Here is a 16,532-nt window from a genome sequence, read left to right on the forward strand (position 1 = left end):
TTATATTGCTTTTTTGTCTATCTATAATGACGGCCATATAAGATATGACCGTTAGATGCATTAGCTTTTATATTGTTTGTATATTGAAAACTACCGAAACAAAAAAGCCGAAATACATGAGCATTTCGGCTTAGTCACACTACTTTCCAAGCAAACCATAAAAACTGGCAAAACTTGGTAACACAATGGTCGCTGGATGCTGTTTATCTTGCGCGCCACTGAGTAAACCATGGCCCTCTAAGATCGAAGATAAAGGTAACTCTTTTAGGTCAAAGGTTTGTTGCGCTGCAGATAAGTTAAACAGGACTAACATTCGTTGTTGATCTTGACTGCGGATGAACGCTAATACATCAGCATGGCTATCAATAAACTGAATATCACCTTCAATCAGGATATTTTGCTGTTTGCGCCACAGTAAAAAATGGCGATAACTGTTCAGTATTGAATCTTGATCTGCTTCTTGTACATCTACGGCACTATTATTATGCAACGGATCTATTGGTAGCCAAGGTGTTGCGTCACTAAAACCTGCATTAGGAGCTTCTTTTACCCAAGGCATTGGCGTGCGACATCCATCACGGCCTTTAAACATTGGCCAAAACGCTATTCCGAATGGATCTTGTAATTGACTAAATTCAATCGGTGCTTCAGTTAAGCCTAATTCTTCACCCTGATAACTACACACACTGCCACGTAATGAAAACAACATCGCATTGAGCATTTTAACCATTGTTGGGTTAACACTGTCTTTACCCCAACGAGATGCAACACGCTTCACATCATGATTGCCGATAGCCCAACATGGCCAACCATCACCAATGCTGGCTTCCAGTTCTTCAACGGTTTGGCGAATATAAGCCGCGCTAAAGTCATCCGTTAACAACTCAAAACTGTAGGCCATGTGTAAACGGTCGTCACCCTGGGTGTATTCAGCCATCGTGGCAAGTGAGTCTTCAGATGACACTTCACCTAAAGTAACCGCGCCAGGGTAACGATTTATTAATGCACGTAACTCTTCAATAAAACCAACAGTTTGTGGGCGAGTGTTATTGTAGTAATGGTATTGATAAGCATAAGGGTTATCTTCACTGAAGCCACGACCTTGACGCTTGTCTTTTGGTTTAGCAGGGTTATCACGTAATTGTTCATCGTGATAACAGAATGTAATCGCATCTAGACGGAAACCATCAACGCCTTTTTTAAGCCAAAATTCAACATTATCGAGCACAGCTTGACGAACCTGCGGACAATGGAAATTAACATCAGGCTGACTTTTAAGAAAATTATGTAAGTAGTATTGCTGACGGCGTGGTTCCCATTCCCAAGCACAACCACCAAAAATAGCGAGCCAATTGTTAGGCACACTGCCATCATCTTTTGGATCGGCCCATACATACCAATCGGCTTTATCATTATCACGACTTTGACGACTTTGCTCGAACCAATGATGTTGATCTGAGGTATGACTGAGTACTTGGTCAATCACCACTTTTATATTTAGTTGATGGGCTTTCTCAATAAGTTGGTCAAAGTCGGCCATGGTGCCAAACAGTGGGTCGATTTCAAGATAATCACTAATGTCGTAACCAAAGTCTTTCATTGGTGATTTGAAAAAAGGCGAAATCCAAATTGCATCAACATTTAAACTGGCAATATAATCAAGTTTAGCAATGATGCCCTGCAAGTCGCCGACACCGTCACCATTAGAATCCATTAAACTGCGTGGATAGATTTGATATATCACTCCACCGCGCCACCAGGTTACCTGATCCATTGCTTCCCCTTAGAATTAAGCTAACCCCAAAACACCTATGAGTTACCTTGATGTTGCGGCTGGGTAACAGCTCGCTGTTGTTTTTCATTACCCCGAGGATACGTGAATAAGGAAATCAGGTTCAATACACCTGCATACGTATGCAAAGAATTAATTGATCTATCGCACATATTAAAATCAATAAAAGGTACATAAATACAACAGATTAACTAGTATAAGTGGCACCACCAAGATGTTTCACAATTGTAAAATCCAGCCACTAATTCGCCACTAATAACGTTGAATACGTATGCATAATATTGTCGGCAAAACTGTACTGGGAGTAGTATCGTCACTGTTGTGCAACAATTTGGTCATAACTTCGGCACTTATGCAGTCACTTATAAAGTTAATTAAGCATGCTGAAGAAAAAACACAATAAAGACTGTAACCAAAATTCAAAAGGACACTAACACTCGACCTGGACTTCAAGTTGTTAAGTATCCACTTAAAGGGGAAAGATGAATGTTGCTATTTAAACCGAGCCTACTTACGCTAGCGTTAGTTGCTGCAGGTGCAAGCATGAGTGCTTACGCTGCGGATGACGTTAATACTACGGAAACTGCCGAAGAAAATATCGAAGTGATTCAAGTCACTGGTATTCGTCGCAGTTTACAAGAATCACAATCACTAAAAATGTCTTCATCATCCATTGTTGAAGCTATTTCTGCTGAAGACATTGGTAAATTACCAGATGTTAGTATTGCAGAGTCACTCGCCCGCTTACCTGGTGTATCAGCACAACGTTTAGATGGACGTGCTAACGTTATCTCTATCCGTGGTTTAGGCCCAGATTTCACTACCGCGACATTAAACGGTCGCGAACAAGCTTCGGTTAACGACAACCGTGGTGTTGAGTTTGACCAATACCCTTCTGAATTATTAAATCGTGTTGTTGTGTACAAAACACCAGATGCTTCTGTAATGGCACAAGCCATTGGCGGCACGGTAGATATGCAAACTATTAGCCCATTAACCCATGGCGAGCAAACTATTGCGATGTCGCTTCGTGGCGAGATGAACGACTTAGGTTCACTTAACAGTGGCTCAAGTGACACTGGTTATCGTGGTAGTATTTCATACATCGACCAGTTTGCAGACGACACTATCGGTATTGCGTTAGGTTATGCCCGCATGATGTCACCAAACCAAGAAGAACGCTGGCAGGCATGGGGTTATCCAGAAAATGATGCTGGAGACAGTGTTTTAGGTGGCGCAAAACCATTTGTGCGTTCAAGTGAATTAGAACGTGATGGTATATTAGCTGTATTTGAATACGCACCTAACGAAAAATTCACTTCAGTTGTTGACATTTACTATACAAAGTTCACTGATGACCAGCGTTTACGTGGTATCGAAATTCCTGCTGCTTGGGGCACTAACGGTGGTGTCACCTCGACAACTACCGAAGATGGTTTAGTGACCCAAGGAACCATTAATGGCGCCGAAGTCGTTATCCGTAACGATGTCAACAAACGTGATGCTGAATCACTGTCAATTGGCTGGAACAACAAGTTCACCATCAATGACAATTGGAGCGTTGAAGCTGATATCGCTTTATCAAAAGCTGAACGTACCGATATTGGTATGGAAAGTTATACCGGTACAGGCCGTGGCACCGGTGTTGGCGCAGTTGATGACCTAGGTTTTAACTACAATGGTAATGGCGGTTATAACTTTACCCATGACCTTAATTATGCCGATCCTAATGTCATCAAATTAGGCGACCCACTTGGTTGGGGTAGCCCACTTGGTGCCAATACTCAAGACGGTTTTATCAACAAGCCAGAAATTGATGATGAGCTTAAATCATTCCGTTTAAGCGCAGAATATGTGTTTGATGACGGTGCAGTGCGCAGCGTTGAGTTTGGTGTTAACCGCACTAATCGCGATAAAAGCAAGCTTGATAAAGGTTATTATCTAACGTTGGCTGGTTATGACGGTTCTGATGACTACTTAGAAACTGTACCAGAGCAATATTTATTATCGCCAACCTCACTCGATTTCTTTGGCATGGGTGATGTACTGAGTTATGACTCGCTAGCGTTTTATAACGATGGTGGTTATACCGAAACAGACGTTGCTGATGTAGATTTATCACGTGCGACAAACTCTTGGGCAGTATCAGAAGAAGTCTCTACTTTTTATGTTAAAACCAACCTAGAGTCTGAATTATTTGGTTTTCCATTAACCGGTAACGTCGGCATTCAAGCTGTACACACAGACCAAAGCTCAGACGGTACTGTGGCGACAGTAGAAAACGGAGTAGTGACATTAACGCCTCGTACTGCTGGTGATTCATACCTTGAATGGTTACCTAGCATGAACTTAGGTTTTGAAGTTGCCGATGGTCAAATGTTGCGTTTTGCTGCTGCGCGTACGTTAACTCGTGCTCGTATGGATAAAATGAACGCTAACGTTAACTTTAGCTACAACCAAAACCCAAATGACGGTGTTAACTGGTCAGGTGGTGCAGGTAATCCTGAGCTACGTCCATGGTTAGCGCGTCAATACGACATAAGCTATGAAAACTACTTTAGTGACCAAGGTTATTTCTCGGTAGCGGTTTTCTATAAAGACTTAGAAAACTACGTTTATGATCAACAAACTAACTTTGATTTCAGCACTATTTTGCCACAAAACCCAGGTGACAACCCAATTGGGAATGTCAGCCAACCTCAAAACGGTAATGGCGGTTATGTACAAGGTATTGAAGCATCATTATCAATCGACTTTGGTTTGTTTGCTGATTCTCTAAGTGGTTTTGGTACCATTTTAAGTGGTTCATACAACGACAGCGAAGTGAAAGAAACATCAGACAGTGATCCAACGACTCTGCCAGGCCTTTCTGAAAAAACCTTCAATGCCACTGTTTACTATGAAAACTCTGGTTTTGAAGCACGTATCAGCTCACGCTATCGTAGTGACTTCTTAGGTGAAGTAACTAAAATCAGTCTACAGCGTGAAAACGTTAACATAAAAGCTGAAACTGTTGTTGATGCACAAATTGGTTATGACTTTACTGAAAGCGGTATCGATGCCCTATACGGTTTATCGGTGCAGTTCCAAATAAACAACTTAACTAACGAGCCATTTACATCGTACACAGGTGATGATCAACGTTTAGTACGTGATTATCAAAACTACGGTCGTAACTTTATGTTAGGCGCAAACTACAAGTTCTAATTGGCTTGTAGAATGTACTAAACCGACAAAAAGCCTCTGTAACCTATTACAGGGGCTTTTTTACAATATCGGATTCAGTAAAAATAAATCAAAAATAGTTAAAAGGCGATAACAATGGATCAAACGATAATAAAAAACATTGTCATTGTAGGCGGCGGAACATCGGGCTGGATGACCGCAGCCATGTTAGCAAAATTGTTTAAAACACAACTTAATATCACTCTCATTGAATCTGACACCATCGGCACTATAGGTGTTGGTGAAGCCACCATTCCGCCACTGCAAATATTTAACAGCGTATTAGGCATCAGCGAGAAAGACTTTATTAAAGCGACCCAAGCAACCTATAAATTAGGCATCGAGTTTGAAAACTGGCACCTACAAGGCGATGCTTACATGCACGCTTTTGGCAATATTGGTCGTGACTTAGGCTTTACCTCGTTTCATCATTATTGGCTCAGCGCACAAGCTCATTGTGGCCAACAAAATCAAAGTACGTTTAGCGCTAAAGATTTCTGGCAATACTCGCTTAATTATCAGGCTGCTAAACACAATAAATTCCAACCTATTCAAAGTATTGCTCAAGCGCAGATGAGTGGTATCACCCATGCATATCACTTTGATGCTAGTTTATATGCCAACTTACTACGCCAATACAGCATACAACGTGGTGTTGTTCGGGTTGAAGGCACTATTACTAGCACTCAACTCACTAATGATGGCGCGATAGACAGTGTCACGTTACAAAATGGTGACTGCATTAATGGTGACTTATTTATTGATTGTTCGGGTTTTTCTGCTTTATTGATTGAAAAAGCATTAGGAATAGAATACGAAAACTGGCAGCATTGGCTACCCTGTGACAGCGCATATGCCGTGCCTTGTGAAAGCACCTCTCCTCTCACGCCTTACACTAAAGCAACCGCTCATGATGCTGGTTGGCAATGGCGTATTCCACTGCAACATCGCACTGGTAATGGCATTGTGTATAGCAGCCAACATATGAGCGACGAACAAGCTAAACAGCATTTATTAGCCAACCTAGACGGAAAACAGTTAGCCGAACCGCGTAAAATTAATTTCACCACTGGCAGGCGCGTCAAGCAATGGCATAAAAACTGTGTTGCTATTGGTTTATCGAGCGGATTTTTAGAACCGTTAGAGTCCACCAGCTTACATTTAGTCCAATCGGCTATCATTCGTTTAACAAAGTTATTTCCCCGAAACGGCATTCAATCGCAACACATTGATGAATTTAATCGCCAATCACAAACCGAGTTTGAGCAAATCCGCGACTTTATTATTTTGCATTATCATCTTAATGCAAAACAATCTGCCGACGGTGAACACGGTTTATGGCAGCAATGTCGCGATATGGACATCCCCGAAAGCTTGCAACGAAAAATCGATTTATTTAAATCCACTGCAACGGTTTTCAGGCATCAAGATGAACTCTTTACCGAAGCAGCTTGGATCCAGGTAATGTTAGGACAAGGCATTATTCCTTCAGATTATCATCCACTTACCCAAGCTGTCAGCCAAGTCGATTTAACAGACTATTTAAGCAATATCCGTAAGGTCATTGCCACCACGGTTAACCAAATGCCGACCCATGAAGCCTATATAAAAAAATGTTAAGCGATTGATTAACTATCAGTCAAAAGAATAAAAACAAATTAAATAGAACAGGACCAGTAATCATGTCATCACATTGCTCACACCCAACGCCACTAGGCCAACACCGCATCAGCAAGCTCGCATCACGTTTATTATTGGGCTGTGCGCTCAGTGTCAGCGCCATGTCGGTGAATGCCGCACTTAACGTCGAACCCATGTCATGGTGGGCGGGTATGCAACAACCTAAGTTACAACTGTTGATTGCTGGCGATAACATTCGTGACACCCAAGTGAAATTAATCAAGGCTCAAGGTGTCACACTCAACAGCGTTGATAAAACTGACAGTAACGACCATTTATTTATTAATTTGGACTTAAGCCAAGCTAAACCACAACGACTTACTTTGGGTTTATATAAAGGCGAACAATTAGTTGAACAATTTGATTATGTGCTGCAAACACGTCAAAAAGGCTCACGCGATCGCCAAGGGTTTAGTAATAAAGATGTGATTTACTTAATCACTCCAGATCGTTTTGTTAACGGTAATCCCGACAACGATAACCATCCAGACATGCTTGAAAAAGCTGACCGTAGTTTTGACGGTGGTCGCCATGGTGGTGATATTATGGGGATCCGCAAAGCACTGCCCTACTTGCATGATTTAGGCGTGACTCAGTTGTGGATTAATCCATTGCTTGAAAATAACCAACAAAAATATTCTTATCACGGGTATTCCACTACAGACTTTTATAACATTGATCCTCGCTTTGGTAGCAATCAAGAATACCAAGCCTTGGTAGAAGAAGCGCAAACCTTTGGCATTGGCATCATCCAAGATGTGGTTGTTAATCACATGGGATCCGGTCATAAATGGATGAGCAGTATGCCGAGTAACACTTGGATTAATGGTCAATCACGTTGGGTGAAAGACCCGACAGATGTCAGTTACTCAAGCCATAGACGCACTACCGTACAAGATCCTTACTCTGTGAATGCAGACACGGTAGATTTTAGCGATGGATGGTTTGACGTCACTATGCCAGATCTCAATCAACGCGATCCGCACATGGCAACATACTTAATTCAAAATAGTATTTGGTGGGTTGAATACGCGGGGCTGAGCGGTATTCGCGAAGACACCTACTCTTATGCTGACAAAGATTTTCTAACAGCATGGTCAAAGGCCATTATGGATGAATACCCGCATTTTAATATTGTTGGTGAAGAATGGAGTAGTAACCCAGTGACGGTAAGCTACTGGCAAGCTGGAAAGAAAAATGCAGATGGTTATCAATCTTTTGCACCTAGCATGATGGATTTTCCGTTGTATGACACTCTTATAGCAAGCTTAACCAAAGAGGAAGATTGGGGCGCTGGATTTATCGATCTTTACCAAATGTTGGCTAACGACGTGGTGTATGCCAATCCAAGCCAGTTAGTGTTATTTGAAGGTAATCACGACACTAACCGTATTTACAGTTTAATGAAAAACGACATTGAACTGTACAAAATGGCCATGGCTTATGTACTGACCAGCAATCGTATCCCACAAATATTTTACGGCTCAGAAATAGTCATGCAAAGTCCTACAGAAGACCGTAACGACGGAGCTGTACGCGCAGACTTCCCAGGTGGCTGGCCGCAAGACAGTGTCAATGTATTTACAGGTAAAGGTTTGAATGCACAACAAACCGAAGCACTTACCTTCGTACGTACATTATTAAATTACCGTAAAAATTCATTAGCTATTCAACAGGGTAAATTACAGCACTTTGTGCCAAAAGACGGTGTTTATGTTCAAAGTCGTCATCAAGGCGATGAAACGTTACTGATCATTTACAATAAAAACAGCCACGCCATTGAGCTTGATTTACAACGTTTTAAACCTGCTATTAATGACAACACTGCTGGCGTTGATATTATCAACAAACAAACGTATTCATTATCTAAACCGCTTACGTTATCCAATAAAGGTGTCACGATTCTTAAACTGAACCGTTGATTTTTATTACTGATATTTTGATCCGTTATTTGAAATTAAGGAGTGGTTCTATGTTCTTCAATTGAACCACTCCCATAAAAATAATAAAAGAGAGACTCATGGGCACCATCATTAAACCGTTAGCAAGCCAACTTCACCGACCTTCCCCAACCTCTAAGGCATTGGTACTAGCCTGTATGCTGGGATTAGGATTAAGCGCTTGCCAACCCAATACCATTGAACAAACTGATACTGCGGTAAAAAACGATAACGAAAACGTATCAGTTACCCAAATAAACCAAACTGCTACAACAGGCAAACCGGTGGTATATCAAGTATTCACTCGCCTGTATGGCAACACCAATACCACCAATAAAGCTTGGGGAACTATTGCCGAAAATGGCGTAGGAAAATTCAGTGATTTTACCGATGTGGCATTACGAGATATTAAATCCTTAGGCACCACTCACGTTTGGTATACCGGCGTACCGCATCATGCGTTGGTCAATGACTATACGGCTGATGGTATTAGTAATGATGATCCTGATGTGGTAAAAGGCCGCGCGGGCTCACCATATGCGGTAAAAGACTACTACAACGTCAATCCTGATCTGGCTGACAATCCGGCTAATCGCTTGGCAGAATTCGAAGCCTTAATCGGTCGTACTCATGCCAATGGCATGCGGGTGATTATCGATATCGTGCCTAATCATGTCGCGCGCAATTATCATTCTATTTCAGCGCCAAAAGGCGAGCCAGACTTTGGTGCTAACGACGATAAAACTAACACCTATAGTAGACACAACAATTTCTATTATGTAGTCGGTGAAGACTTTCAAGTCCCACAAGCATCGGATGGTTATCTGCCATTAGGCGGCGAAACACATCCCCTCATCGACGCAAAGTTTGCCGAGTCACCGGCAAAATGGACCGGCAATGGCTCACGTTTAGCCAAGCCCGATGCCAATGATTGGTACGAAACCGTTAAAATAAATTACGGAGTCAAACCCGATGGCAGCCATGACTTCCCTGCACTGCCTAATGATTATGCAAATAAAACCGCAGCCGAGCATTTAGCCTTTTGGCAAGCACAAGCGGCCGATGACATTCCAGATTCATGGCGTAAGTTTGAGCACATCGCGCAATATTGGCTAGCCAAAGGCGTAGATGGTTTTCGCTACGACATGGCTGAAATGGTACCAGTTGAATTTTGGAGTTACCTCAACAGCCACATTAAGCACACCAACCCAAATGCGTTTATTCTGGCTGAGGTGTATAACCCTGATTTATATCGCGATTATATTCATTTAGGTAAAATGGATTACTTATACGACAAAGTCGATTTATATGACACCTTAAAAGCCATAATTCAAGGTAAGGCCAGTACAGCAGCCATTGCCACAGTTCAAGCCAAAGTCAGCGACATAGAGCAACATATGCTGCACTTTTTAGAAAACCACGACGAGCAACGTATCAACACGGTCGACTTTGCCGGCAATCCATTTAATGCACTGCCAGCGATGGTGGTGTCTGCAACGTTAAGTCGCTCACCCACTTTACTGTATTTTGGTCAAGATGTAGGAGAGCAAGGCGCTGAAAATGCAGGCTTTGGACAACCGACTCGCACCAGTATTTTTGACTATGTGGGCGTACCAGCTCATCAACGCTGGATGAACAACGGCAAGTTTGATGGCGGACAGTCAACATCTGATGAAAAGACATTACGGGCTTATTACCAAACCTTGTTAACCCTAAGCCATAGTGCATCAGCATTAACTGGCGAATATATCGAATTAGACACGCTACAGCGCCAACTTAATACCCAGGGGTACGATGATGAGGTATTTGCCTTTAGCCGTTTTAATGCAGACCAGCAGTTGATCATTGTCAGTAACTTTAGCCAACACCAAAGCAAGCTGTTTACCCTAACATTGCCACACACTCTGATTAACCAATGGCACATAATTAAAAACACACCCGTTAAAGACTTACTCAACTACACTCTGTTGACTCAGCAGCTCGTGTTACAGAGCGACAGCAGCGCCACTATTGATGTGCAATTAGCCCCACTGCAATCAGTCGTTATGGCATTACAACGCTAAATCACTAAACAAAAGCCATAAACCAAAAGCAGCGAGTTGAAAGGCTTAATCCAATAATACTGCAAAACCCTCTAGCCATCAGCTAGAGGGTTTTTATTATCGGTATTAATCAGTTTGGATATAGGTACACAAGAGAAAGCCTATATGTGACTATTTTTTAATATTATTGCCTATTTAGTTGTATATTTACTGACTCTTATTTAGCAACTCTATCTTTTAACTCTATAGACATATCAGGATCATTAATTTCATCAATAATATATTGCACCAATTTTGGATTGGTGACCATGTTGGGTTCAGATTATCAATCAAATATTCTGACGTTAAATTCAATTTTGATATTCACTGGGACATTTAGCTGAATCAGTAAAATCAGCAATCGAATTTACAAATAAAACTCCAATTTCCTCTATAAGCCAGTGCTCATTTTCAGCAATATATTTTATATTGAAGGATATTGGCATGTTCTCATTATCGAATCCATTAATAGATAAGCACCCGACTTTCTCATTTATTTTTTCAAAGTGTGATTTTTGCTTAAACATGTACTTTTTAAAGAGTAATTGTTCAGTTATTTCAGGCTCATTTATGTTCAAATTTTTTATTAAATTTGAACTAAAAAAATCAAATTGCAACTTGTGTATATTATCAACACTCACAGATTGTTCGTATCGATAATAGCTTGAATATAATGGTCCATTATTCATTTTTACTGCACATGCAGATAAAAATAATACTAAAAACAAAGTAATTGATCTCATATTATCTTCCCATTATGCTTTCTAATTCAGCTTCATAAGCCCTATTTCGACCTTTAAGAGCTCTCGCTGCTGAGCATAATAAACCTGAACATGAAGTGATAAGCTCTTCTAAATCAAAATCACCATTAACAGTTAAACTTATGACTGCTAAATTTACAGTTGCACTATATCCAATATTCATTTCACCTTTATTTTCAAAGCTAATACTAATACGCTTGACCTTAATACCTATTTTCTCAAGTGTTGGTGTCCCGCTGAATGTTAATACACCAGCATTTCCGCTTAAGGTAGCCGTTCCACTCTGATCAACAGTAAGCTTAAAACTTCCTTTTTCAGCCATTATTTTTGTTGTTAAACCTTTGTCTTTCGAATATGACGCTTCAATTAATTTAGCAACCGTAATTTTTACTTCAGCTCTAGTCATGCTCATAGTTAAAAACTCCTTTTAAGCCACTATTTTTGTTTAGTGTTTATGATTTCATCTTTAATGGGGTTAATGGTTAGGTAAAAAATCAACCTTAATGTGGAAGAAGCTTTCTAATTTTACCCTATCGAAATAGCAAAACAATTATCAACTAGTATGTAATTATCTAAATATGCCACTTTTTTTTGAAGTACTAAGCCTAATTAAATGTTACCCCCAAATCCAATTCACGCTGTTTGAGCCAAGCAGCATCTTTGCTTAACCACACTCCTTTTGCTAACGCTAATTTTGTCATCTTATTTTACTCCTTAAGCGCTGGGATATTGTCGAGATCGGTGACAAGCTGAATATCTTTTTTTCATGTTAAAGATGCAATGCAAAAAGATGCCACCTATGAATACTTGATCAAAAATGAGACATGTTTATCCAAATGGGTAACGTCAACGCTTTCAGGTTATAGGTAGTTAAATCTGATGGCTGTACCCGACCCGCGTGCTGTAATCCTCTTAAAACAGTAACCTAGTCATCCATTCAGGTAGAGGTAACTGCTTAAGCATGTTTCTATTTCTTCCACCGCACTCTCAGGAATATAATATCCATTATTATCTAAACCATGTGTATAAAATATTGAAAAGTATTGGCTTAAGTTGGATTACAAGTCGCTCTAAGCATCCAAGACAATCCTTAGAAACTCAAGCAGAGTTTAAAAAAACTCATTTCTAAAACGATCGCAACGGTCACTGTTTATATCCCTTTAGGCACTGTCGATATTTGCTTTCAAGATGAATCGCGATTTGGTCAGCAAAATACAACGACCAAACTGTGGGCGCAAAAGGCTATCGACCCAGAGCTGTAAAACAGCAACAATGTGAATATGCTTATCTATTTTGGGAAGCCCCCAGCAGCAGGGTAACAGGAGCTTTGGTCACTCTCTTTCTCACACGCAAGATTTGAAAAATATCTTTCTTGTTGCCTGTATTAAAATTGATGCTGCTAACAGAATTATATAGCCGTATTTGGCTTGCTATTAACATTTAACCTATACAAAAGTGTACGCTAATCGCCAATGCACATCACTTATGATTATTGATAAATCATTGTTTAATCGTCATTATCGCAACGAAATATGCAACTAAAGATTAACACATTATGTTTAATATTTTAATGACTAGTTAACAATTATTGATTCATGGAGTAGGTAAATGGAATTAACAAACAAGTGGCGACTTTCTGTTGTTGCAACTGCACTTTCTTTTGTATTAACCGGATGTGGTTCATCTTCCGATGATGAAGATGAGGTGATTAAAAACATCGCACCGTTAATATCTTCTAGTGCTATTATCACTGCAATTGAAGATAGTGAATACCTGTATCAGCTAACCGTTATCGATCAAGACGATGCCAATGATGGTACGAATTTAACATTCAATTTAACCAATGCGCCAGATGGTATGGCCATTAACAACACAGGTCTGATTTCATGGACACCACTTGAAGGTGTATTAACGTCTGGGTCAATCACGGTTACTGTGAGTGATGGTGGAGAAGACGAAGCGCAACCTGCTGTACAGAACTTTGAAGTCTCTGTAACGCCTGTAAACGATGCCCCTGTTGTGTCTTCTATCGCGGCGCAAAGTGTTGATTCTGGCTCGACATTTACCTACCAATTAGTCGTTTCTGATGTAGACGATTCTGACACTGAAAATGACATTAACTTTGAACTAATTGCCGGACCAAATGGTTTATTGATTAGTCCTTCTGGCTTAATAACTTATACATCTTCCGTAAATGAAACGACATCAACTGATATTTATGTACAAGTCGCTGACGGTGGTGAAGATGGCGTTGCGCCAATTCAAGTTAGTTTCAATTTAAATGAAAAGTTTTTCTATACTATTTCTGGTACCACGATTAACTATTTTAATGGTGAAGTCATTCCAGAAAGTATCGTAAGTTTATCTAATGGTAACCTAGTTGTTAATACAGCAACTTCTGATGCTGAAGGCTTATTTTCAGCAAAAATCCAAGATATTAAATTAAGTGACAGATTGACTCTTGTTGCTGATGCGACAGATTATTCTGAAGCTGCGTTGAGTATTTCAAGAAATGAGCTAACCCAAGAACACAATTTACTATTACAACCTGTTCATGCATCAATTAGTTTTGATGCGACTCAAGTATCTGAGCTAGCTGTTGATGGTAATGTGCTTGTTACTTTGCCTGAAAACAGCCTTGTTGATTTAAATGGTAACCTTGTATCTTCAGCCGTTGTAGCTGAACTAACCGTCATTAACCCGGCTATTGATATTGAAATGATGCCCGGTGATATGCTCACAACAAACAGTGCCAACGAAATTGTGCCAATAGAATCATTTGGTGCTATAACAGTTAGTTTTGTTGATAGTGCAGGTAACAAGCTACAACTCGCTCCAAATAAAGTCGCGCAAATTCATATACCTGTAGCAGGTACTACTCCCCCCTCAACGATACCGCTTTATTATTTCGACACTACGTCAGGTTTATGGATCGAAGAAGGTGAAGCGCAATTAGTTTCAGTCAACGGTAAATCATTTTATCAAGGTAATGTTAGTCATTTCACTACTTGGAATGCTGATATGATTTACGACACCATTATGGTAAATGGTTGTGTGGAAGATGAAGATGGTAATTTGTTAAATGGTGCTCGCGTTATTTCGGACGGACGTGATTACTTGGGGCGCTCGCTGACATTCTCTATCGATGATGGCACATTTAGCATCCCTGTTAAGCGTCATTCTACCGTTTTACTTGGCGCCACTATCGGATTTCAAAGCCGAACATCTATTATTAACACGTTTGAAGAGGACATCACCTTAGCAGAGTGTTTAGTGCTATCTGAAGCGTTAACTAAAATAACCTTGAACTGGGGTGAAGCACCTCGTGATTTAGACTCACACCTTTATATTACAGATACTGAAGGTAATGAAAGCCATGTGTATTATGCCAATTCAGAAGTCACCCTTAATGAAACCATCATCTATTTAGATGTTGATGATGTAACAAGTTATGGGCCTGAAGTGATTTCAATTCCTCAGTTTCCTGTCGAAGGTAGATACGATTACTACGTGAAAAATTTCTCTGGCTCACCTGACATTGACCCGGCTACAACACGTGTTGAATTTATATTTAATAATGAACAACGCATATTTAGCCCACCAACAGTTGGTATTACAGAGTGGTGGTATGTAGCCAAAATTGAAAAAGGTGCTGATGGTCAATTATTGTTCACCTCAATTAATGAATGGATAGATGGACCACAATCAGTGACGCCGCAATCATCACATGGAATACAATCGGTGGTTCCGATAAAACAAATTGAATCTATTGTTAAAGGCATGATTAATAGTAAGTATTATGATAACCGTAGCAAGTAAATAGCCAGAGGGATTAAGTTAATACTTAATCCCTTTTTTATTCATCCCCTAGTTTGTTACATAAATATAATGCTTATAGACTTAGCGTTGTGGAATTCAAATTGCCACCCATTTTTGAAATAACAACATAGCTCGATTCAATTTTAGTTGTCATACCTCAAATCATTTTATCAATCCGTAGGACTATGTTAACGGGGTTAAAAATGTGATTTCAATAAGCACTACATAATTTTAAGCGAAATATAAGGCAGCACAGAAGCTTTCTTGAAAAGGTCAGCAATATTCATCGTTCTCGACTAACGAGTTGTCTATTCCGCAAGAAAGCCTTACGCACGATCCGCGCACAGCAGCGACAACTTTATATATGCAGGTGATGGCGTATCTTCTAAGCTAACACCAGTTTCTCTTGGTCTAGCCACCTTCAATTACCATTTTTAGAAAATGTAATGAAAACCTAGTTGAGTGTTAAATATTTATCCAACTGAGCTGAGATGCCATGTTCAACAAACCCTAGTGATTACAGATTTTATCTTTGGCGGTTGTAATGCCACCTTCGCTTGGGATGAACTTGCCTTTGCCTTCTAAAAACTCAATCAACATCTCAGCATCCATCTCGGTTGCTGAACAAGTATGATAACGAGTCTCTGCACCAAACTCAGTATGCATCATGGTTTTAAGATCATGCTTTGTTAACGCAGAGCCATGGGTTAGCATCATTTCCATCACTTTATGGCCGTGAACTGATTCTGACATTGTATCTCCAATTAAAGGTGTAATTTATTTGTATTTTATAACGTATTTTTTAGTTATAAATACCGATCTCACACACAAGATTTGAAAAATATTATTGTTGGCGCCTATATTAAAATTGATGCCGATAACACTCAATTTACCGGCATAAGAGGCGCTAATAAAAACCAAAAAATCATAGCGTAAAAAATATTTTCTGGTTAAATCTCAATAAAAACAGTTGTCAGGTAACGGTAAAATGTAGCAACATCTGCTGTTATATTTACGGCTACGTTCATGACGTCAAACTTTTATTGAGCTTGTTTCAATTTCAACAACGGCAGCATGAATTGCTTGAAAGATAAGCCTATCAGCTTCCACAGTGTCATTATCAGGGACATCCCAGGCCATAATTTCGCGATATCGCTCTACGAGTTGACGAACATCTTCGGTGATCTGGTCATGGTAGCGTTCAATTTCTATATTTTGTATATCGGACATATAA

The 16,532-nt window shown here is 40.1% G+C and carries 11 protein-coding genes; 6 read left to right on the forward strand and 5 right to left on the reverse strand.

Annotation, left to right across the window (positions count from 1 at the left end; all coding sequences use genetic code 11):
• Window positions 1-139: 139 nt before the first annotated feature.
• Window positions 140-1,774, reverse strand: coding sequence for an alpha-glucosidase family protein (locus EGC86_RS16725; RefSeq protein ID WP_123778299.1), 1,635 nt, complete (start codon window positions 1,772-1,774; stop codon window positions 140-142).
• A gap of 504 nt (window positions 1,775-2,278) precedes the next feature.
• Here EGC86_RS16725 and EGC86_RS16730 point away from each other — a divergent pair.
• The 4 genes from EGC86_RS16730 (at window position 2,279) to EGC86_RS16745 (ending at window position 10,700) form a co-directional block, all read left to right on the forward strand.
• The gene (locus EGC86_RS16730) at window positions 2,279-4,999 is read left to right on the forward strand and encodes a TonB-dependent receptor (protein ID WP_123778300.1); all 2,721 of its coding nucleotides are present in this window, start codon (window positions 2,279-2,281) and stop codon (window positions 4,997-4,999) included.
• Window positions 5,000-5,113: 114 nt separating this feature from the next.
• A complete protein-coding gene (locus EGC86_RS16735) occupies window positions 5,114-6,637 on the forward strand; it encodes a tryptophan halogenase family protein (protein WP_123778301.1) in 1,524 nt (507 codons plus the stop codon).
• Between the two features lie 62 nt (window positions 6,638-6,699).
• Window positions 6,700-8,619: a glycoside hydrolase family 13 protein gene (locus EGC86_RS16740; protein WP_123778302.1), complete on the forward strand. Its 1,920-nt coding sequence runs from the start codon at window positions 6,700-6,702 to the stop codon at window positions 8,617-8,619.
• Window positions 8,620-8,717: 98 nt separating this feature from the next.
• Window positions 8,718-10,700, forward strand: coding sequence for an alpha-amylase family protein (locus tag EGC86_RS16745; RefSeq protein WP_123778303.1), 1,983 nt, complete (start codon window positions 8,718-8,720; stop codon window positions 10,698-10,700).
• A 329-nt stretch (window positions 10,701-11,029) separates the two neighbouring features.
• Here the strand turns inward: EGC86_RS16745 and EGC86_RS16750 are convergent, their stop codons facing one another.
• On the reverse strand, window positions 11,030-11,461 hold the full coding sequence (locus EGC86_RS16750) for a hypothetical protein (protein WP_123778304.1): 432 nt from the start codon (window positions 11,459-11,461) through the stop codon (window positions 11,030-11,032).
• Between the two features lies 1 nt (window position 11,462).
• Window positions 11,463-11,891 carry a hypothetical protein gene (locus EGC86_RS16755; RefSeq protein ID WP_123778305.1) on the reverse strand — a complete coding sequence of 143 codons (429 nt, stop codon included), beginning with the start codon at window positions 11,889-11,891 and terminating at the stop codon, window positions 11,463-11,465.
• A gap of 549 nt (window positions 11,892-12,440) precedes the next feature.
• Here EGC86_RS16755 and EGC86_RS21240 point away from each other — a divergent pair.
• Both EGC86_RS21240 and EGC86_RS16765 read left to right on the forward strand, forming a co-directional pair.
• The gene (locus EGC86_RS21240) at window positions 12,441-12,608 is read left to right on the forward strand and encodes a helix-turn-helix domain-containing protein (RefSeq protein WP_123778306.1); all 168 of its coding nucleotides are present in this window, start codon (window positions 12,441-12,443) and stop codon (window positions 12,606-12,608) included.
• A 479-nt stretch (window positions 12,609-13,087) separates the two neighbouring features.
• A complete protein-coding gene (locus EGC86_RS16765) occupies window positions 13,088-15,298 on the forward strand; it encodes a putative Ig domain-containing protein (protein WP_123778307.1) in 2,211 nt (736 codons plus the stop codon).
• Window positions 15,299-15,808: 510 nt separating this feature from the next.
• On the opposite strand, the gene EGC86_RS16770 is transcribed toward EGC86_RS16765, so the two are convergent.
• Both EGC86_RS16770 and EGC86_RS16775 read right to left on the reverse strand, forming a co-directional pair.
• Entirely contained in the window at window positions 15,809-16,051 is a 243-nt protein-coding gene (locus EGC86_RS16770) for a YecH family metal-binding protein (protein WP_011637249.1), read from the reverse strand.
• 279 nt (window positions 16,052-16,330) lie between these two features.
• Window positions 16,331-16,528 (reverse strand): hypothetical protein, encoded by a 198-nt coding sequence (locus EGC86_RS16775; RefSeq protein ID WP_011637248.1) that lies wholly within the window; start codon window positions 16,526-16,528, stop codon window positions 16,331-16,333.
• Window positions 16,529-16,532: the final 4 nt, after the last annotated feature.

It is taken from the genome of Shewanella frigidimarina (assembly GCF_003797125.1).
Classification (GTDB): Bacteria; Pseudomonadota; Gammaproteobacteria; order Enterobacterales; family Shewanellaceae; genus Shewanella; species Shewanella frigidimarina.